The organism is Rhodococcus sp. YH3-3 (assembly GCF_001653035.1).
Taxonomy (GTDB): Bacteria; Actinomycetota; Actinomycetes; order Mycobacteriales; family Mycobacteriaceae; genus Rhodococcus_F; species Rhodococcus_F qingshengii.
Genome location: NZ_BCWH01000001.1, coordinates 2,327,951 through 2,351,603, shown reverse-complemented (window position 1 = coordinate 2,351,603; position 23,653 = coordinate 2,327,951). Strand labels below are relative to the sequence as shown.

The following is a 23,653-nucleotide window of genomic DNA, read 5'->3' as shown; positions in this document are numbered from 1 at the left end:
CAACGATCTCCTCCACCGCCGTCACCGGAGCCCTAAACACCGCAACCTCGAACACCGGCTCCGGCAACAACTTCCGATCCAACTTCCCCGAAGCATTCAACGGCAACGCATCCAACACCACAAACTGCGACGGCACCATATACGACGCCAACCGCTCCCCCACACCCACCTTCACCACATCAACATCAACCGAAGACCCCACCGCAGCAGTGACATACGCAACCAACTGATCACGCCACACCACCACAACAACAGAACCCACACCCACCTGATCCCGAACCGCAGCCTCGATCTCCCCCAACTCGATCCGCTGACCACGCAACTTCACCTGAAAATCACTACGACCGACATACTCGAGCTCACCCGACACACCGATCCACCGCACCACATCCCCCGTGCGATACATCCGCGAACCCACCCCACCGAACGGATTCGCCACAAACCGCTCCGCCGACAAATCCACCCGCCCGAAATACCCACGAGCGACCTGCACACCCGACAAATACAACTCACCCGCAACACCCACCGGCACCGGACGCAACCGCGAATCCAACACCAACACCGACGAATTCCACACCGGAGCACCCATCGGCACCACCACACCCACACCATCAAGCGGACCCGCCGCCGTCGCATGCACCGTGAACTCCGTCGGACCATACAAATTATGAACCTCAACCGACGGCAACACCGACAACACCCGACCCACCACCGACGCCGGCAACGCCTCACCCGCCGCGAAAATCACCCGCAACGAACCCAACCCACCACCACCGAGACGCGAAATCGTCGCCTCCGACGCGTCGACCAACTGATCGACGAACACCTCCAACATCGACGGCACAAACGAGACCATCGACACCGACTCCGCCGCCACCACCGACGCCAAATACCCCGGATCCCGATGACCGTCATGAGTAGCCACCACCAACCGAGCACCCACCGCCAACGGAACAAACAACTCCCACACCGACACATCGAACGTCACCGGAGTCTTGAACAACACCACATCAGAACCCGACACCGCATAACGCTCCGCCAACCACGACACCTGATTGACCACACTGCGATGACTGACCGCCACACCCTTCGGCCGACCCGTCGACCCCGACGTGAAAATCACATACGCCGTATTCCCCGACCGCAACGGCGAAACCCGATCCACATCCGAGACAGGAGCATCCGAAAAACCAGACACATCAACAACATCAACCTCGACCACCGGCACCACACCAGCATCGAAACCAACATCAGAAGTACTGACCACACACACCGGCGACGCCGCCGCCAACACATACCCATTACGCTCCGCAGGCTGATCCGGATCCACCGGAACATACCCACCACCAGCCCTGAGCACACCGTAAACCGCAACCAACAAATCAACCGACCGACGAACCGCCACACCCACCAACGACTCCGGCCCCACACCCACCGAAACCAAATACCTGGCAAAACGATTCACCCGAGCATCGAACTCCGCATACGACAACGACACACCCTCGAACGAGAGCGCTACCGCATCCGGAGACGCCGCCACCTGCGCATCGAACCCGTCCAACACCGACACACCCGCAACCTCACGAGCCGTGTCATTCCACCCCTCGAGCACCAACGAACGCTCAACAGAATCCAAAATATCAACGTCACCAACACGCACCGAAGGATCGGTGGCTACGGAGGAGAGCAGTCGAAGAACTCTGTCCAGCAACGCAGTTGCGTAGTCGGCATCGAAGAAGTCCGGTAGGTACCGCAGCGTCAAGTGCAACTGCTCGTCGAGTGCGATCAGCAGGGTCAACGGGTAGTTCGTGGAATCGTCCGAGGCAATGTCGTCGATCATCATTCCGTCGAGAACATCCGCCTGTGCGGCGAGGCCCTCACGGTCGACCGGGTACGACTCGAATACAACCAACGTGTCGAACAGTGTTCCGACGTCCGCTGCTTTCTGGACATCGGTCAAACCGAGATAGTGATGATCAAGCATTCTCGCCTGCTCGATCTGGACCCTGGCAACCAATTCTTCGACGGACTCCGCGGCGTCGAGGCGCACCCGCACGGGGAGGGTGTTGATGAACAACCCGACCATCGATTCGACGCCGGTGAGCGCCGGTGGCCGGCCGGACACTGTTGCACCGAAGACAACGTCGTCGGTTCCGGTCAACGCACCGAGCAGGACCGCCCACGCGCTCTGCACGATCGTGTTGGCGGTGACCCCGAGTCGTGCGGCCAGAGCGGTGAGCGCCGCGGTTGTCTCCGACGACATCGACACGTTCAGCTTCTGTGACAGCGCGGTGAATTCCTGTCCGCCTGTGACCTGAGCAAGCAGCGTCGGCTCTTCGACGCCGGAAAGCACATCCGCCCAGGCTGTGAGTGATCGATCACGATCCTGATCGACAAGCCACGCCAGGTAATTGCGATAGCTACGCACACGCGGAAGAACCGAGTCGTCACCACGCGTCGCGTACAGCGCCAACAGGTTCTGCAAGAGCAGTGGCACCGACCAACCGTCGAGAATAATGTGGTGATTCGCCACCACCAAGCGATAGTCCCCCTCCGCCATGGTGACGAAGGTGAACCGAATCAACGGCGGTGACGCCATGTCGAAGTGTGTCGCCTGGTCAGCCGTCAAAACTTCGTTCAGAGCTGCCTCACGGTCGACGGCCGCAATATCGCTGAGATCGATGTTCCGCCACGGGACTGGAACGTCTTCGAGGACTATCTGGACCGGCGTTCCGTCGTCGTCGGCCGTGAATGCCGTTCGCAGGTTCGCATAACGGTCGATGATTCCCTGTGCTGCAGTGCGCAAGCGGTCGGCATCCACCTTCCCGGACAGAGTGAGAATCATCTGCACCGAGTAGAGGTCGACGCTGGATTCTGCCAGCATCGCGTGGAAGAGCAAACCGGACTGCAGCGGTGCCAGGGGCCAGATGTCGGTCACCGTACCGAATCGATTCTCGAAGCCGTCGATATCTCGTTGGCTCACGGAGACAAGCGGCACGTCGGACGGTGTGAGTCCACCGGCTCCGACGGAGCGAGAATGCTCCGCCAGGGCAGTCAGTGCTTCGACCCAAATCTGTGCAAATGTCTCGACACTCTCGCCGTCGATGGCACCGACGGGGTATGCGAAAGAGGCCTCCAGAACAGCACCGTCTGCGCCGTCGTTGACGATCGCATTGATGTCGACGACCTTGTTTGCGGGCATGTCGACGTCTTCGGGTGCCGACACGTTGGCGAAATCGCCGGCCGGCAGCCACCCGAGTCCCTCGACGCCTGCCGGAAGATCCTCGGCGACAACTCGTCCCAGGTAGTTGAAGCTGACCTGTCCCCCGGCGAAGCGAGAAAGCACTGCGCGCGTGTCTTCGTTCAGGTAGCGCAGCAGTCCGTACCCGACGCCCTTGTCCGGGATCGCTAGCAGCTGTTCCTTCACTGCTTTGATCGCGCGTCCCGCCGAATCACCTCCGGCGAAAGCGTCACCCAGATCTACCTCGGAAAGATCGAGACTGATCGGGAAGGCAGCGGTGAACCAACCAACGGTCCTTGACAGATCCGCGCCAGGAATCACGGCTTCTTCGCGACCGTGGCCCTCGAGTTGCAGCAAAGCAGACGTCGAGTCGATTCCGGCTCGGCGACGCCACTCGATCAGCGCGAGTGCCAGTCCAGCGAGCAGGCCGTCGTTGGCGCCGCCGTTGAAAACCTCCGGCAGCGTGGTCAACAGAGTCTCCGTCACCTGAGTGGGGACCGTCACGCTTATCCGCTGAACCGTTGCCGCAACGTCGACGGCAGAGTCGTACGCCCTCTTACCCAGCACCGGGTCCGGTGTCTGCAACACCTTCCGCCACGTATCCAGCTCGGCCACACGCGAATCCCGATGGGCCTCTTCGGACAAAGCATGAGCCCAGCGTCGCATCGACGTACCGGTCGGCTCGAGAGCAACATCCCCCGTCGCTCCGCTCGCCCCGGCCATCTGAGCCGCAGCCGACACCAGATCCGGAACGATGATTCGCCAGGAAACCCCGTCGACGATCAGGTGATGTGCAGCGATGATCAAGCGCCCGGTGCGAGTGGGACCGAAGTCGACCCACACGAACTGAACCATTACGCCGTCCGCCGGATTCAACCGGCCGAGAGCCTCGTCGAGGCCCTTGGAAGCCGTGAGAACAATTGTCGACTCGTCCGCAGCCGCGTCGACATCGACGCGGCTGAGCAGATCCTCGACGTCCACGGTTCCGGGCTCGGAGACCGACATCCCCCATCCGCGACCGTCGGAGATCAGCCGCGAGCGGAACATGTCGTGGTGGTCGACGACTGCGGCGAGTGTTCGCACGATGTCGGCTCGCTGCACTCCGAGTGGAAGCTCGAGAGTCATCGTCTGCGTGAATCGGTTGTAGCTGCCACCGCGCTCGACCATGAATCGTTCGATCGGCGTCAACGGCATCCAGCCGACTCCACCGCCCGGCAACTCCTCGAGCACCACCGCGGCCTCGACGTCGGCGGCATACTTCGCCACTTCGGCCAATGCCGCGACAGTCTTGCTCTCGAAGACGTCACTGGGTGCGAATACGACCCCACGTGCCTTCGCACGAGAGACGAGTTGGATGGACATGATCGAGTCGCCGCCCTGAGCGAAGAACGAGTCGTCGGTGCCGATGCGATCCAGGCCGAGAACGTCCGCGAAGATCTCGCTCAGGATTTGTTCCATCTCGGTGACCGGGGCGCGGAATTCCTTGGTCTCGAAAACCGGTGCTGGGAGCGCTTTTCGGTCCAGCTTGCCTGCCGGACTGAGCGGCATGTCCGAGGAGACCATGACCGAAGCCGGAACCATATGGGCCGGAAGGGTTCTGGAGACGAATTCGATCAATTCCGCCGAAGTGACCGAAGCGTGCTTTCCGGTGAACACGTACGACACCAGCGCCGGGGCACCCGACGGCAGGGTCGTACCCATCGTCGCAGCGAACTCGACCTCGGGGTGTGCCGTCAGCGATGCATCGATTTCGCCCAGTTCGATACGGAAACCGCGAATCTTGACCTGGAAATCGTTGCGGCCCACGTATTCCACGGCGTAGGTGGAGGGTGCCGTTCCAGCGACCCAGCGCACCACGTCACCGGTTCGGTACATTCGCTCGCCCGGATTACCGTGCGGGTTTGCCACGAATCGATCGGCACTCAAGCCTGGACGACGATGATAGCCGCGGGTCACCTGAGGACCGGACAGATACAGCTCGCCCGAGACTCCCAGTGGAACTGGATTGAGTCGTGTGTCCAGGACGAATGCAGCCATGTCACCGATCGTGGCGCCGATGTCCATTCGGTCACCGGGCAGAAGCGGAACGCTGACGTTCGTCACGATCGTCGTCTCGGTCGGGCCGTAGACATTCAAGAATGTCCTGGGAGCCGAAGCCGACGCGGCCGATCCGTCCCCTGTCGTCCACTTGCTGATCAGTTCCGGCGAATACGCTTCGCCACCCACGCCTACCACCGTCAGGTCGTCCAGGCCGCTCGGGTCCATCGACGCCAGGGCAGCGGGTGTGATGAACGCATGCGTGACTCGTTCGCTACGGAACACCTCAGCCAGTTCGTCGCCGCCGTACACGCCAGGCGGGACGATGACCATCGTCGCGCCGGTGGCCACCGCGAGGAACAACTCGAGCATCGACGCGTCGAAACTCGGTGACGCGAAGTGCAATGTCCGCGAGGTGGGCTTCACGAGGTAATGCGCGGCCTGCGTGACACTGAAGCTCGCCAGTCCCGCGTTGGTCGCGACAACGCCCTTCGGCAGTCCTGTCGTGCCGGAGGTGTAGATGACCCAAGCCGGATGAGCAGTCGTCAGTGCACGGACACGTTCCTCGGCATCTATTGGCGCTCCGGACACTCCGGCGATCATCTGTTCGCCGAGCGGTCCGTCCACGACCAACCACTCGACGTCGTCGGCGAGATTCGGACGTTCGACGTCGAGGGTCAGGCCAACCTTCGCACCCGAGTCGCTGAGCATGTGCGCGATACGGTCTGCCGGATAGTGCGGATCGATCGGAACGACCGCTGCCCCGGTCTTCGACACTGCCCAGACCGCGAGTACCGATTCGACGGATCTCGGAATCGACACCGCCACAAGATCTTCAGCCCCGAGACCACGGTTGATCAAAACGCGGGCCAGCCTCGACGACCACTCGTCGACCTCGCGATACGTCATGGACCTACCGGCCGCGGCCTGCGCCGTGCCGGGGTAGCGCAAAGCGACGTTGTCCGGGTAGCGCGCAGCAGCGTCGGCAAGAATCTCGGCCAACGGCGCCTGCGCTACTCCTGACGAAGCCCTTTGACTCGTCAGAACCTCACGCTCGGACGCGTCGAGGATTTCGATGTCACCCACTGAAGTTGCGGGGTCCGTCGCAATTCCGTTCAGAATGCGCATCAATCGTGCGGCGAATCCGCGGACGGTCGATTCGTCGAACAGATCCGTCGCGTACGTGAACGTCGCCGACAGCCCTTCTGATACCTCACTGATCGTAAGCTGCAGGTCGAACTTGGCCACGGTCTCGTCGATTTCGAACTCGGCCGCCGTCAGACCGGGCAGAGCCAACGAGTTCTGCCCCAGGTTCTGAAATGCCAATGCCACCTGGAACAGCGGGTGATGTGCCCTCGACCGAACGGGATCCAGCACTTCCACGAGCCGCTCGAACGGAAGGTCCGAGTGCGCGAACGCCTGAAGGTCGGTTTCCCGAGCCGAGGCCAGAAGTGTTGTGAACGCCGCCGAAGGATCAACCTCGGTACGCAAAACCAGGGTGTTGACGAACATTCCGATCAAATCGTCGAGTTCGGATTCACCTCGCCCGGCCATCGGTGCACCGATGTTGATGTCCGTTGTTCCCGACAGACGAGCGAGAAGCGACGCCAGAGCCGCATGGACCACCATGAACATCGACGCATTGTGTTCCCGGCCCACGCTGATCAGCCGCTCATGCAATTCCTGACCGATCGAGAATTCGAATGTCGCTCCCTGACCGGAGAATACCGCCGGCCGAGCCCGATCCCCCGGAAGATTCAACTGTTCGGGCACGCCGTCCAGTGCTTGCGCCCAGTAAGTGATCTGTTGCGCGATGACGGACTGCGGATCGTCCTCGGACCCGAGAACCTCACGCTGCCACAACGAATAGTCGGCGTACTGCACCGGCAACGGCGTCCAGGTCGGAGCCTGGTCGTTGGTTCGGGCGTAGTAGGCGGTCATGACGTCGCGGGTCAACGGGCCCATCGAGAAACCGTCGGTCGAGATGTGATGCACCACGAATACCAGAACGTGCTCGTCGGCCTTGATCTGGAAAAGCTTGGCGCGCAACGGCACCTCGGCCGTCACGTCGAAGCCTGCCGCTACGAAGTTCGTTACCTCGGAAACGATCTCCGAATCCGAGACCGAGGTTGCAGCGAGGTTCACGTCGACATCAGCCGGTGCAACGATCTTCTGGTAGCCGACGCCGTCGACCTCGGGGTAGACCGTGCGCAGAACCTCGTGACGGCCGATAACGTCGGCGACCGCTTGCTCCAGCCCCAAGACGTCCAGTTCTCCGGTGAGAGTTATCGCAACCGGGACGTTGTTCCCTGCCGAGCTCGTATCCAACTGGTTGAGGAACCACATGCGCTGCTGCGCCAACGACAACGGAACCCGAACCGGACGCACCTGCGCAGTCAACGCCGCACGTGAACCGCCACCGACATGAGAACCCAAACGAGCAGCCAACGCCTCCACCGTCGACGCCTCGAACAACTCCCGCACCGACACCGAAGCATCCAACGCCTGACCCAACCGAGACGTCACCTGCGTCGCAATCAGCGAATTACCACCGAGCGCGAAGAAATCATCATCCAAACCAACACGCTCGACGCCCAGAACATCCGCAAACGTCTGCGCAACAACCTCTTCCACCACCGACGTCGGAGCACGGAACACCGCAACCTGCAACGACGGAACCGGCAACGCCCGACGATCCAACTTCCCGTTCACCGTCAACGGAATCGAATCCAACACCACAAACGCCGACGGCACCATGTACTCCGGCAACAACGAACCCACACCGGTGCGGACATCGTCGACCGAAACGCTCACACCCGCAGCCGGAACCACATACGCCACCAACCGCTGATCACCCGGAGAATCCTCACGGACAACCACCGCCGTCTGCGCCACCGACACATCCGCCAACACCGCAGACTCGATCTCACCGATCTCGATCCGGAAACCACGGATCTTCACCTGATCATCCGCGCGACCCAGATACTCCAAATCACCAGCACTGTTCCACGACGCGACGTCACCCGTGCGGTACAACACCTCGCCGGCATTGAACGGATTCGCCACAAACCGCGTCGACGTCAACCCCGCCTGACCCAGATAACCCCGAGCCAACTGAACACCAGAGACATACATCTCACCCGCGACACCAACAGGCACCGGAGCCAAACGCGTATCGAGCACGAACACCTGCAGACCCGAAATAGCCTGACCCACAACACTCGCCGACGCATCCGCCACCAACGCAGCATCCAACACACGATGGCTCACATGCACCGTCGTCTCCGTGATGCCGTACATGTTCACCAACGTCGGCGCGAAGTCACCGCGGCGGCCGTACCAATCCGACAAGCGACGCAGCTCGAGCGCCTCGCCGCCGAAAACAACCCACCGCAACGACAACTCAGCAGCCCGACCGGATTCCGACGCCAACCGATCAGCCTCGGCCAACTGATAGAACGCCGACGGCGTCTGATTGAGCACCGTCACCCGCTCAGCAGCAAGCAACTCCAAGAACTGCTCCGGCGACCGCGACGTCACATAATCCACAACCACCAACGTGCCGCCGTACAACAGCGGACCCCACAACTCCCACACCGAGAAGTCGAACGCATAACTGTGGAACATCGTCCACACATCGGATTCGTCGAACCCGTACACACTCTCAGTATTCGCAAACAACTTCGCCACCGTCGTGTGCGGAACCTGCACACCCTTCGGGCGACCCGTCGAACCCGACGTGTAAATCACATACGCAACATTCGACGACCGCAACGGCGCAACACGATCCGCATCCGAAACCACCGAACCATCGAACTCCGACACATCCACCGCGTCGATATCAACCACAGGCAAACCAGCGGGCAACACCAACTCACGCCCGGACCACGAAATCGCAGCCACCGGAGCAGCATCAGCCAACATGAACTCGACACGATCAGCCGGATACGACGGATCCACCGGCAAATACCCCGCACCGGACTTCACCACCGCCAACAACGCCACCACAAGATCCGCCGACCGCGGCAACGCCACCGCCACCAACGACTCCGGACCACAACCCTGAGCAATCAACCTGCGCGCCAAACGATTAGCCCGCACCGACAACTCACCATACGACAACGACTCGCCACCGAACCGCACCGCAACCCGATCACCAAACCGCGCAGCAGCATCATCGAACCACGCCGACAACGTCGAATCCACACCACTGTCGACACCCGTGTCGCTCCATGACAGAACGCGATCCAACTCACCGGCGCTCATAACATCCACGTCGCCAACGGCAGCGGCCGGATTCGCGACAACGCCACGGAGGACGGACACGAACCGATCAGCGAACTCGGCCGCTGTCGACGCGTCGAACAGATCCGTCGCGTAGGTCAGGGTGCCGGACATACCGGCGTCAGCGACGTCTTCAAGTGTGAATTGCAGATCGAACTTGGCCAGTGCTGCGTCGAATTCCACAGCAGCGGCGGTGAGTCCGGGCAGTTCGAGAGCACTCTGTCCAAGGTTCTGGAACGTCAACGCCACCTGGAACAACGGATGACGAGCCTGCGAACGAACCGGATCGAGAACCTCCACCACACGCTCGAACGGAACATCCGCATGCGCGAACGCCTGCAAATCCACCTCACGCGCCGACGCCAACAACTCGGCAAACGACATCGACGGATCAACCTCGGTACGCAGCACCAAGGTATTGACGAACATACCGATCACGTCATCGAGCTCGGCTTCACCACGACCCGCGATCGGGGCACCGATCGCAATGTCGGTCGTCGCGGACAGTCGTGCCAACAGCACCGCCAGAGCCGAGTGAACAACCATGAACGGAGTTGCGTTCGTTGCCTTGGCCAGTTCGTCCAGCTCAGACCACAGCTGCGGTTCGATGGTGAAACTGTGATTGGCGCCGCGCCCTGAAGCAATCTCGGGACGCGGACGATCACCAGGCAGATCCAACTGCTCCGGAAGATCAGCCAACGCATCCGACCAGAACGCAATCTGCTTCGCGATCATGGACTGCGGATCGTCCTCGGACCCGAGAACCTCACGCTGCCACAACGAATAGTCGGCGTACTGCACCTGCAACGGCGTCCAGGTCGGAGCCTGGCCGTTGGTTCGGGCGTAGTAGGCGGTCATGACGTCGCGGGTCAACGGGCCCATCGAGAAGCCGTCGGTCGAGATGTGATGCATCACGAACGACAACACGAAGTCGTCATCGGCGACCTGAAAAAGCTTGGCGCGCAACGGAACCTCGACAGTGACATCGAAGCCCTGGGCGAAGAACGAATACAGCTCCGCCTGGATTCGGTCGTCTGTGACGCGTTCTGCGCCGAGATCGATCGAGACATCTTCTACCGAGCAGATCTTCTGGTAGCCGACGCCGTCGACCTCGGGGTAGACCGTGCGCAGAACCTCGTGGCGGCCGATAACGTCGTGAACTGCCGAATTCAGGGCCGCCAGATCGAGCGCACCCGTGAGCCGAACGGCAACAGGGACATTGTTGACAGCAGAATCGGTGTCGAATCGGTTGAGGAACCACATGCGCTGCTGCGCCAACGACAACGGAACCCGAACCGGACGCACCTGCGCAGTCAACGCCGCACGTGAACCGCCACCGACATGAGAACCCAAACGAGCAGCCAACGCCTCCACCGTCGACGCCTCGAACAACTCCCGCACCGACACCGAAGCATCCAACGCCTGACCCAACCGAGACGTCACCTGCGTCGCAATCAGCGAATTACCACCGAGCGCGAAGAAATCATCATCCAAACCAACACGCTCGACGCCCAGAACATCCGCAAACGTCTGCGCAACAACCTCTTCCACCACCGACGTCGGAGCACGGAACACCGCAACCTGCAACGACGGAACCGGCAACGCCCGACGATCCAACTTCCCGTTCACCGTCAACGGAATCGAATCCAACACCACAAACGCCGACGGCACCATGTACTCCGGCAACAACGAACCCACACCGGTGCGGACATCGTCGACCGAAACGCTCACACCCGCAGCCGGAACCACATACGCCACCAACCGCTGATCACCCGGAGAATCCTCACGGACAACCACCGCCGTCTGCGCCACCGACACATCCGCCAACACCGCAGACTCGATCTCACCGATCTCGATCCGGAAACCACGGATCTTCACCTGATCATCCGCGCGACCCAGATACTCCAAATCACCAGCACTGTTCCACGACGCGACGTCACCCGTGCGGTACAACACCTCGCCGGCATTGAACGGATTCGCCACAAACCGCGTCGACGTCAACCCCGCCTGACCCAGATAACCCCGAGCCAACTGAACACCAGAGACATACATCTCACCCGCGACACCAACAGGCACCGGAGCCAAACGCGTATCGAGCACGAACACCTGCAGACCCGAAATAGCCTGACCCACAACACTCGCCGACGCATCCGCCACCAACGCAGCATCCAACACACGATGGCTCACATGCACCGTCGTCTCCGTGATGCCGTACATGTTCACCAACGTCGGCGCGAAGTCACCGCGGCGGCCGTACCAATCCGACAAGCGACGCAGCTCGAGCGCCTCGCCGCCGAAAACAACCCACCGCAACGACAACTCAGCAGCCCGACCGGATTCCGACGCCAACCGATCAGCCTCGGCCAACTGATAGAACGCCGACGGCGTCTGATTGAGCACCGTCACCCGCTCAGCAGCAAGCAACTCCAAGAACTGCTCCGGCGACCGCGACGTCACATAATCCACAACCACCAACGTGCCGCCGTACAACAGCGGACCCCACAACTCCCACACCGAGAAGTCGAACGCATAACTGTGGAACATCGTCCACACATCGGATTCGTCGAACCCGTACACACTCTCAGTATTCGCAAACAACTTCGCCACCGTCGTGTGCGGAACCTGCACACCCTTCGGGCGACCCGTCGAACCCGACGTGTAAATCACATACGCAACATTCGACGACCGCAACGGCGCAACACGATCCGCATCCGAAACCACCGAACCATCGAACTCCGACACATCCACCGCGTCGATATCAACCACAGGCAAACCAGCGGGCAACACCAACTCACGCCCGGACCACGAAATCGCAGCCACCGGAGCAGCATCAGCCAACATGAACTCGACACGATCAGCCGGATACGACGGATCCACCGGCAAATACCCCGCACCGGACTTCACCACCGCCAACAACGCCACCACCAGATCCGCCGACCGCGGCAACGCCACCGCCACCAACGACTCCGGACCACAACCCTGAGCAATCAACCTGCGCGCCAAACGATTAGCCCGCACCGACAACTCACCATACGACAACGACTCGCCACCGAACCGCACCGCAACCCGATCACCAAACCGCGCAGCAGCATCATCGAACCACGCCGACAACGTCGAATCCACACCACGATCGATCTGGCCGGCACTGAAGCGGGACAGCAGGTTTCGTTCTCCATCGACCAAGATGTCAACGTCACCCACCGCTACGGTGGGATCAGCAGTCACCGCACGGAAGGTCCTTACCAGCCGATCACCGAATTCCACAACGGTCGACTCGTCGAACAGATCCGTCGCATACGTCAAAGAGGCGGACATTCCGGCGGGTGCGCCGGCCTCGTCGGTTCGTTCGGTCAGGGTCAACTGGAGGTCGAATTTCGCCAGCGCAAGATCGGCACTTTCGATCGACACTTCGAGGTCGCCCAGTTCGAGCGTTGTCTGTTCGTGGTTCTGGAACGTCAATGCCACCTGGAACAGCGGATGACGAGCCTGCGAACGAACCGGATCGAGAACCTCCACCACACGCTCGAACGGAACATCCGCATGCGCGAACGCCTGTAGATCCACTTCACGCGCCGACGCCAACAGATCCGTGAACGACATCGACGGATCAACCTCGGTACGCAACACCAAAGTGTTGACGAACATACCGATCAGATCGTCGAGCTGCGCCTCACCGCGACCCGCGATCGGTGTACCGATCGCGATGTCGGTCGTTGCGGACAAACGAGAAAGTACGACGGCGAGCGCTGCGTGAACAACCATGAATGGTGTCGAGTTACTGCTGTGCGCAATCGAATTGACAGCTTCGTGCAGGGTGGCGTCGATATCGAACTCGACCTCGGCTCCGCGCCCTGAAGCGACCTCGGGACGAGGACGATCGGCAGGCAGATCCAACTGCTCCGGAAGATCAGCCAACGCATCCGACCAGAACGCAATCTGCTTCGCGATCACGGACCGCGGATCGTCCTCGGACCCGAGAACCTCACGCTGCCACAACGAATAGTCGGCGTACTGCACCGGCAACGGCGTCCAGGTCGGAGCCTGGCCGTTGGTTCGGGCGTAGTAGGCGGTCATGACGTCGCGGGTCAACGGGCCCATCGAGAAACCGTCGGTCGAGATGTGATGCACGACGAACACCAGAACGTATTCGCTGTCGCCGACTTTGAAGAGCTTGGCGCGCAACGGGACTTCGGACGTCACGTCGAAGCCGACTGTCGCCAGCTCGGCGACGCCCGCAGCCAGGCGATCTTCCGTGATCGACACGGGGCTGAGGTCGACGACAACGTCTTGGACGTCGAGGACGTCCTGATAGCCGACGCCGTCGACGTCTGGATACACAGTTCGCAGTGATTCGTGTCGGCCCACGACATCGATCACGGCGGCGTCAAGAGCTGCCACATCGAGGGCGCCCGAAATCCTGATCGCCGCCGGGACGTTGTTCACTGCCGACGCGGGTTCGAACCTGTTCAGGAACCACATGCGCTGCTGCGCCAACGAAAGTGGGATCCGAGCTGGCCGGGGCTGCTGCACCAGTGGGGCGGTGGCGCCCGAACCGGCGTGCAGCTCGAGCCGGACGGCGAGTGACTGCACGGTCGACGCTTCGAAGAGCGCACGAACCGGAACGCTTGTGTCGAGCGCCTCTCCCAGCCGAGCGGCGACACGGGTCGCGATCAACGAGTTGCCGCCGAGTTCGAAGAAATCGTCGTCGCGGCCAACCTGTGCGACTCCGAGAACTTCGGAGAACACCTGCGCGACAGTCTCTTCGACGGTCGTGATCGGCGCCTGGTACACCTTGGACTCGAACACGGGCGAGGGCAGAGCCTTGATGTCCGTCTTGCCCGCGGTGGTCAACGGAATCGAATCGAGTACCAGTACCGAGTCGGGGACCATGTAGCCGGTCAGGAACGTCGACACCGACTCGATGACCTGTGCGGGATCCACCTCGGCGCCGGCCTGCGGCACGACGTATGCAACGAGACGATCTCCGAAGTGATCGTCGGAACGAACGAGAGCAACAGCTTGCGCAACGCCCGCGCAACGGGTCAGCGCGGCCTCGATCTCGCCGAGTTCGATACGGAACCCACGGATCTTGACCTGGAAGTCACTGCGGCCCACGTACTCCACTGCGCCACCGTCGATCCACCGGACCACGTCACCCGTGCGGTACAACCGCTCTCCCGGCGCCCCGAACGGGTCTGCGACAAAACGACCCGCTGTCAATGCCGGCTGTCCCAGGTATCCACGAGCGACCTGAACACCCGACACGTACAACTCACCTGCGACACCAACCGGAACGGGCTGCAAGCGGCCGTCCAAGATCCGCGCGGCCATTCCCCGAATCGGGCCGCCGATGTTCATACGATCAAACGCGGTCAGCGTATCGCTGATGTTCGAGGCGACTGTCGACTCCGTCGGACCGTACGCATTGAAGAATCCACGCACACCGCCATCCGGAAGCGGCACCGCCCACTTGGCAACGAGAGACCGCGAACTGGCTTCGCCACCGACGACAACCACCCGCAACGCGTCGAGCCCGCTCGGATCCACTGATGCCAGCGCAGCGGGCGTCACGAACGCATGCGTCACGCCCTCCGAGCGCAAGATCTCGGCCAATTCCGCGCCGCCGTACACCGTCGTCGGCGCAATCACCATCGTCGATGCTGCTCCGAATGCCATCAGCAACTCGAGAACAGAAGCATCGAAACTCGGCGAGGCGAAATGCAGCGTCCGAGCATCCGCGGTCAGCGCATAGCGCTCGACCTGCTCGGCGCAGAAGTTCGCCACACCCGCATTGGTGACCACAACGCCCTTGGGCAGACCCGTGGTGCCAGAGGTGTAGATGACGTAAGCAGGCTGCCGCTCGTCGATCGCACTGCGTCGATCCGAATCACTCACCGGCGCGCAAGATTCTGCCGCGCACGCCGCCACTGTCTTCTCGTCGTCGAGAACAACCCACGTCAACGCCGACGGCAATCCTGCCTCGACGTCACTGAGCGCAAGACCCAGCACCGCACCGGAATCGGAGATCATGTGGGCGATACGGTCAACCGGATACGTCGGGTCGACGGGCACGAATGCAGCACCCGTTTTCACCACTGCCCACAGAGCGAGAACCGAATCGGCCGAACGCGGAATCGCGATCGCGACCCGATCCTCCGGCCCGACGCCCTTCTCAATCAGAACACGAGCGAGTCGCGACGACCGCTCGTCGAGTTCGCGGTAGCTGATCGACTGACCGTCGAAGCGAATCGCATCCGCCGACGGATCCACAGCGGCCGCCGCTGTGAGGATCTCGACCAGGGTTCCCGAGACCGACTGACCTCCATGAACATCGGCCAGCACACCCCGCTCGGCCGCATCGAGAATATCGATGTCACCGACGACAATCGAAGGAACCGACACGACAGTCTCGAGGATACGAACCAGACGCCGAGCAAACCCCTCGACCGTCGAAACGTCGAACAGATCTGCAGCAAACGTGAATTCGGCCGAGAGCCCTTGCTGGATCCCGTCTTCGCCGATCGACTCTGTTACTGCGAGTTCGAGGTCGAACTTGGCAGTGGTCGTGTCGATTTCGGCGGCCTTGATCGCCAGTCCCGGCAGTTCCAATGCCGTTTGCGCGAGATTCTGCAAGGACAGCACAACCTGGAAGAGCGGATGTCTGGCCTGCGACCGGGCGGGAGCCAAGACGTCCACCAACCGCTCGAAGGGCACGTCCGAGTGAGCGAACGCTCCGAGCGCGGAATCACTCGCCGCAGCCAGCAGATCCGTGAATGCCTGGGCCTGGTCGACCTCGGTGCGCAGAACAAGCGTGTTGACGAACATACCGACGAGATCGTCGAGCGCCTCGTCCCCGCGACCGGCAACGGGAGTGCCCACGGCGATGTCCGAGGTCCCGCTCAGTCGGGCCATCAGAACGGCAAGCGCCGAGTGCAACGCCATGAAGAGCGTCGCGTTGTTCTCCCGTGCCAGCGCGTCCAATCGACGGTGCACATCCCCGGAGATCTCGAACGCAAATCGCTCGCCGCGCATCGACGCCACATCAGGCCGAGACCGGTCCGACGGAAGCTCGATCACATCCGGTAGGTCTGCCAGAGTCTCGGTCCAGTACGAGATCTGCTGCGAGATCAGTGATTCCGAGTCGTCTTCCGACCCCAGAACCTCACGCTGCCACAACGAATAGTCGGCGTACTGCACAGTCAACGGCTGCCACGCCGGCGCGATCCCGTCCTTGCGTGCCGAGTAGGCAATCATGACATCGCGAGCCAGGGGCGCCATCGACCAACCGTCAGCGGCGATGTGATGAACCACGATCGCAAGGGTGTGCTCGGTGTCGCTGACCGTCAACAGGCGGACACGGATCGGCACGTCGACGGTGACGTCGATCGCTGAGGATCCGATTGCAGCGACTCGACTTTCGAGCTCGTCCTGATCCGAAACCGACTCCACGGTCAGCCCGCCGAACGCCTCCGAGAGCGACAGAATCGACTGCTTCGGTCCGGAAGCCCCGTCCGGATATACCGTTCGGAGCACCTCATGCCGGGCCAGTACGTCCTCCAGCGCCATTTCCATCGCGGCAGTATCGAGATGACCAGTCAGGTGCAGAGCAAAAGTGATGTTGTAAGCAGCTGAGTCGGTGTCGAAGCGGTTCAGGAACCACATGCGCTGCTGCGCCAGCGACAACGGAATTTCCGCGGGACGCACCTGTGCGACGAGCGCCTTCTGCCCGCCGCTACCTACGTGCGACTCGATGTGTGCGGCGAGCGCTTCGACGGTGGAAACGTCGAATAGCGTTCGCACCGGCACCGTAGTGTCGAGCGCCCGGCCCAATCGGGAGGTGACCTGAGTAGCCACCAGGGAGTTGCCACCGAGTTCAAAGAAGTCGTCGTCGAGGCCGACTCGTTCCACTCCGAGAACATCCGCAATCACCTGCGCGACAATCTCTTCCACCGGCGTGGTGGGTGCACGAAACTCGCGGACCTCGAAAACAGGCTCCGGCAAAGCCCGGCGATCCAATTTGCCCACCGGGGTCAACGGAACCTCAGCGAGTTCCATGATGACGGACGGAACCATGTAGCTCGGCAGAGCCTCCGCCACGAACGAGGCGAGCACGTCCCGATCGAAACTCGACCCGTCAGCCAGTTCGACGTAGGAAACGAGGGTTGTGACACCCGCCGCGCCTTCGCTTCCGACTGTCACCGCGAAGCGCACAGACTCGTGCGACGACAGAACTGCGTCGATCTCACCGAGTTCGATACGGAATCCGCGAACCTTGACCTGGAAGTCACTGCGGCCGACGTATTCGAGGACCCCCGCGTCACCGCGCGCGTCACCGCCGGTCCAGCGCACGACATCGCCGGTCCGGTACATTCGCTCGCCGTCCGGCGAATACGGGTTGGCAACAAACCGTTCCGCAGAAAGACCTCGCCGCTCGTGGTAGCCGCGAGCCAAGGCAGCGCCCGCAAAGTAGAGCTCTCCCCTGGTACCGACTGGAACAGGATGCAGACGCTCGTCGAGTACCAGTGCCGACATGCCCTCGACGGGACGCCCGATGTCGATCGATCGGCCGATCGCGAGATCGCCGAACGACGAGATGATCGTGGTCTCGGTCGGACCGTACCCATTGAAGTAGGCGCGCCCTGGGGCCCATTTCGCCAGCAACTCGGGAGTGGTCACGTCACCGCCGACGGAGACGACTCGCAATTCAGGCAGCTCTGCCGGCTCCATGGTCCCGAGTACTGCGGGAGTGATGATCGCGTGTGTGACCTTCTCGGAATGAAGAAGATCCGACAACTCGTGTCCACCGATAATTGTCGACGGAACGATCACCAAAGTTGCACCCGCGGAGAAGGCGACCATCCATTCGAGTACCGACGGGTCGAAGCTCGGTGAACAGATATGGAGGAAGCGCGAGGACTGTTCTACCCCGTAGCGACGCTGTGCTGCGTCTCTGACGCCACGGAGTCCACCGTGAGTGACGCTGACACCCTTCGGTTTTCCCGTGGAACCGGATGTGTAAATGACATATGCAACGTGAGAACTGTGAATCGGAGCGATTCGGTCCTCGTCCGTGACCGGCGCTGAAGATTGCGCCGACAGTTCTCCGTTCAGCGCCTGGCCGTCAAGGACCAACCATTCTGTGACCGCAGGAAGCTGATCTACGAACTGTCCCGACGTGAGTCCGATCGCGGCCGAAGAATCGGCCAGCATGTGCCGGACACGATCTTCCGGATAACTCGGGTCGACTGGGACGTATGCCGCCCCTGACTTCGCCACCGCCCATACTGCACAGACCATCTCGTACGAGCGAGGAAAGGCGAGAGCAACAATGGTCTCGGGGCCGGCGCCACGTCCGATCAGAACCCGAGCGAGCTTCGACGACTGCTCATCGAGCTCTCGATAGGTGATCGATCGACCCTCGAAGCGCACAGCAACCGAATCCGCCTCAGCCGTGCCGGACAGGAAGATGTCGACGAGACTCTGCCGGGGCATCGTGTCATCCGCGGCTACGACCGTCAGATCGGTGCGCTCGGAGCGTGAGAGCAGGTCGATATCGCCGACGATCGTTTCAGGACGGGTAGCCACGGCATCGAGGATGCGCACGAACCGAGTAGCGAAAGTGTTCACCGTGGCCGGATCGAACAGGTCCGTGGCATAGGTGAAGGTGGCGCTCAAGACGTCCGAGTCTTCGCTGCCTTCAGGATTCTCGGACACCATGAGCTCGAGATCGAATTTGGCGACCGGGACTTCCAATTCAGCTGCAACTGCTTTGACACCTGAGAATTCCAGTTCGCGTCGTCCACTGATCTCCGCAGTGAGCGCAACCTGGAACAGCGGGTGACGAGCCTGCGAACGCGCCGGACTCAGGACTTCGACCAACCGCTCGAACGGCACATCGGCATGCCCGTAGGCAGACAAGCCCGATTCCCTTACCCGAGCGAGCAACTCTTCGAATCGTTCGTTCGGATCGACCTCGGTGCGAAGCACCAGGGTGTTCACGAACATGCCGATCACGTCGTTGAGCGCTTGATCGCCTCGCCCACCGATCGGGGCACCGATCGCGATGTCGGAGGTACCACTGAGCCGGCTCAACAGCGTTGCATATGCCGCCTGCAACACCATGAACAGCGAGACGCTCCTCGAGCGCGCCAACTCGTTCAACTTGCGCGTCGTGCGTTCGCTGATCTGAAAATGGTGCTTGGCGCCGTGATTGGACGCGATGGCAGGACGAGGTCGGTCGGTCGGCAGATCCAACTGATCCGGCAGATCGGCAAGTGCCCGGCGCCAGAAGTTTATCTGGCGAGACGACTCCGAGCGCGGGTCTTCGTCGGATCCCAGTGCTTCGCGCTGCCACACGGCGTAGTCGGCGTACTGAATTGGCAGCGGCGTCCACGCCGGCGCAGACTTCTCACTTCGCGCCGAGTAGGCGACGAGAAGGTCACGTGCGAGCGGACGGAACGACAGTCCGTCTGCAGCGATGTGATGGAGAACCATCACCAGGACGTAGTCCGTCGGAGACACCTCGAAGAGGGCAACCCGTACCGGGATTTCGAGCGTCACGTCGAAGCCGCGAGACGCCACGTCGAACAGCGCCGCGTCGAGATGCGAATTCCGAATCTTGACCGGATTCAACTCCACCGCGGCCCGGTCGACCGGCAGAACCAGCTGTTGCGCGGTTCCGTCGACATCAGGGTAGATCGTCCGCAAGGACTCGTGTCGCTCGAGAAGATCCATCACCGCGGCATGCAGGGCGGACGGGTCCACCGAACCGGTGAGCCGGACTGTGAACGGAAGATTGTAGGCGGGCGTCGACGGATCGAGACGGTTGATGAACCACATGCGCTGCTGCGCAAGCGAGAGCGGGACGACCTCGGGACGAGGCTTGGCGATCAGCGGGGTGAGCTGCCTGGCGTTGCCCGCCACCGACTCGGCGCGGGCCGCCAGGGTGGCGACCGTGGTGGATTCGAAGAGCTCTCGAACGCCGAGTTGCACTCCCAATGCCGAACCCACTCGCGTCACCAATTGTGTTGCAACCAGAGAGTTTCCACCGAGCTCGAAGAAGTCGTCATCGATACCGACGCGCTCGACACCGAGAACGTCGGCAAACACGTCCGCCACGATGCGTTCGATTTCGGTGCGGGGCTCGCGGTACTGCTTCGCACTCGCGAACACCGGCTCGGGCAACCCGGCACGATCCAATTTGCCACTCGTGTTGAGCGGCAACGCATCGAGCACCATCAACGCGGCCGGAACCATGTACGACGGGAGGCTTCGGCCGGCGAACTCACTGAGCACCGCAGCATCGATGTTTCGGCCTGGACCCGGCACTACGTAGCCGACCAATTGATCACCGGTCGGGGTGACGGTCACCAAAACGACAGCCTGCGAAACGTCGGGGTCCGCCAGAAGGACGGTCTCGATCTCGCCGAGTTCGATGCGCTGCCCGCGGAACTTCACCTGGAAGTCTGTACGCCCGATGTAGTCGAGATTTCCGTCCTCACGGCGACGAACGAGGTCGCCGGTCCGGTACATACGCTCACCGGCCGTGCCGTACGGATTGGCTACGAACCGATCCGAGCTCAGGTCCGGTCGACCAACGTATCCGCGCGCGAGTTGAACGCCGGCGAGATAGAGCTCACCCGGCTGCCCGATGGGGGTCGGGCGAAGTTGCCCGTCCAGTACGTGCGCCTGAGTGTTCCACTGCGGCATACCGATCGGCACGGAAGTAGTATCCGTGGCCACGGCCTCGTAGTACGTGACCGATACCGCGGCTTCGGTCGGACCGTACAGGTTGTGCAGTCCGGCTCCACAGAGTTCGCGGAAGGCGGAAGACGTCTCGGGCGGGAGCGCCTCGCCGATGACAAACACGTGGCGCAACGAATCACAAGATCCGGCAGGTGCATTCGCCGTGAACAGCGTGAGCATGGATGGCACGAAGTCGGTGATCGTGACGCCGAGCTCCGCGATCTTGTTCGCCACGTAGATCGGGTCTCGATGACCGTCCGGAGTCGCGACGACGAGCGTGGCGCCGACCTGCAACGGCATGAAAAATCCCCACAGCGACACGTCGAATGTCGTAGCGGTCTTCTGCAGGTAGATGTCCGACGCCGAAAGCCCGTACTCGGCGTTCATCCACTGAAGCTGATTGTTGATCGCCGCGTGAGTGACCGCGACACCCTTGGGTCGACCGGTCGAACCCGAGGTGTAGATCACGTACGCAGTGTTCGAGAAATGCAAGGGAGACAGGCGATCCGCGTTGACGATCGGCCTGCTGTCGAGCTGCCCATAGTCCAGTGTGTCGATCTCGATGACCCGTGTGCTCGAGGGCAGATCCACGTCGTCCCGCGCAGTGGTCACAACACACGTGGGCTGCGCCGACTCGAGCATGTAGGCGGTGCGGTCGGCTGGGTGGTCGGGATCCACCGGTACCCAGGCTCCGCCGGCCTTGGCAATCGCGTACAGACCGACCATCAAGTCCAAAGACCTGCGGATCGACAGTCCTACAAGCGATTCGGGCCCAACACCCATGGCGATGAGTTGACGAGCCAAACCATTTGCGCGAGAGTCGAATTCGGCGTACGTGAGGCTGGCGCCTTCGAAAACGACAGCGGTGGCATCGGGAGTTCTCTCGACCTGACGCTCGAATGCTTCGGTGATGGTCTGCGAGGCAACGTGGAAGCCGGTGCGGTTCCACAAGGCAACCTTGTTTCGCTCCTCGTCGGTTGCGACAGGAAGATCCCAGACCTTGCGGCTCGTTTCGGCCGAGACGAACTTCTCGAGAAACTCTACGAACCGCGAGTGATTTCGCTGGGCGTCCGCGGGCGCGTACAGATTGGGATTCGACTCGAAGTCGATGTGTGTGCGGGTATCGCCGACGCTCTGATACAGGTTGACACCGAGGTCTTCGATCAAACCCGTGGACAAGATGTGAAGTTCGCCGACGAGGGGCCCGAACGCCAACTCGGTGGAAAACATCATGATGTTGATCCACGGGCCGAAGAATCCGCCCCGGCCCGGCCCGTCACCGCCGCGAACCATGTCCTCGTGTCGGTATCGCTGGTGGCGCAGTGCGCCGGACATTTCGTTCCTGACGTCGTCCAGAAGCTCCTGGACGGTGGTGTCCGCAGTGACGGTCAGTCGCAGCGGCACGACGTTGGAGACCATGCCTCCGGATCGACGCAGCACGGCTGTTGTTCGACCGGAAACGGGCAGACTCAGCGACACGTCCTCTCGCCCGGTCATCTGAGCGAGGTACGCCGCAAACGCCGCGACGACAGTGCCGGCAACAGTGGTCTTCTCGATGCGCTCGAGGAACCGCCCGAGCAGAGCCTCGACGTGGTTGGACAGCGCTGCACTGTCGATCCGACTGACTGGAGCCGGCGCGGCACTTCGACCCGCGAGGCTCGAGATCTCGTCGAGATTCTCGATCTTGTCTGCCCAGTACTTGCGATCGGTTTCGAAACGACTCGACTGGCGGTACTTGTTGTCCACCTCGTAGACGTTCCGGAGATCGGAGGCCTCACTCGGCTCCGGATCCCGGCCCTCCACGCGCGCCGAGTACAGCTCCGCCACACGAGTGACGAACGTCGACGCACCGAATCCGTCGAGAATTGTGTGGTGGACCCGCGTGTACCAGTAGTAGCGATTCTCGCCGAGCCGCAGGATCGTGGCAGAGATCAAGCGGTCCGTGAGCATGTCGATCGGCCGGCTGCGATCTGCTCGCATCCACCGCATGGCAGCGTCGTGCGAGTCGTCTTCACTACGAAGGTCGACGTAACCGACCGAATCATCGAGTGTGGGGTCGATGATCTGGTAAGGCTGGGCGTCGATCTCGAAGATCCGGACGAAGGCCGACCCGATTTCGCGACCGGCGTCTGCGCAGGCCTGGCGAAGGGCGTCAAGTTCCAGAGCACCACGGAGTTCGACGTACTGAGCGATGTTGACCGGAACGGCGGGATCGAGGTGTTGCGCGAACCACATACCGAGCTGGGCCGCGGAAAGCGGGAATGCGTCGGATCGCTGAACGTCTTCCGGCGAGCTGCCGACCTCCGGCTTGCCGCTCCCCAGTTCTCCGTTACCCAGCGAATTCAC

General features: G+C 61.7%; 1 protein-coding gene (only partly in view). It reads right to left on the bottom strand.

Going from position 1 to position 23,653, the window contains the following annotated elements; genetic code table 11:
- Positions 1-23,653, bottom strand: the 5' portion of a protein-coding gene (locus YH3_RS10995; RefSeq protein ID WP_154100288.1) for a non-ribosomal peptide synthase/polyketide synthase. The gene continues 5,093 nt to the left of window position 1, outside the view; the window shows 23,653 of its 28,746 coding nt (coding positions 1-23,653); its start codon is at positions 23,651-23,653; its stop codon lies off the left edge, out of view.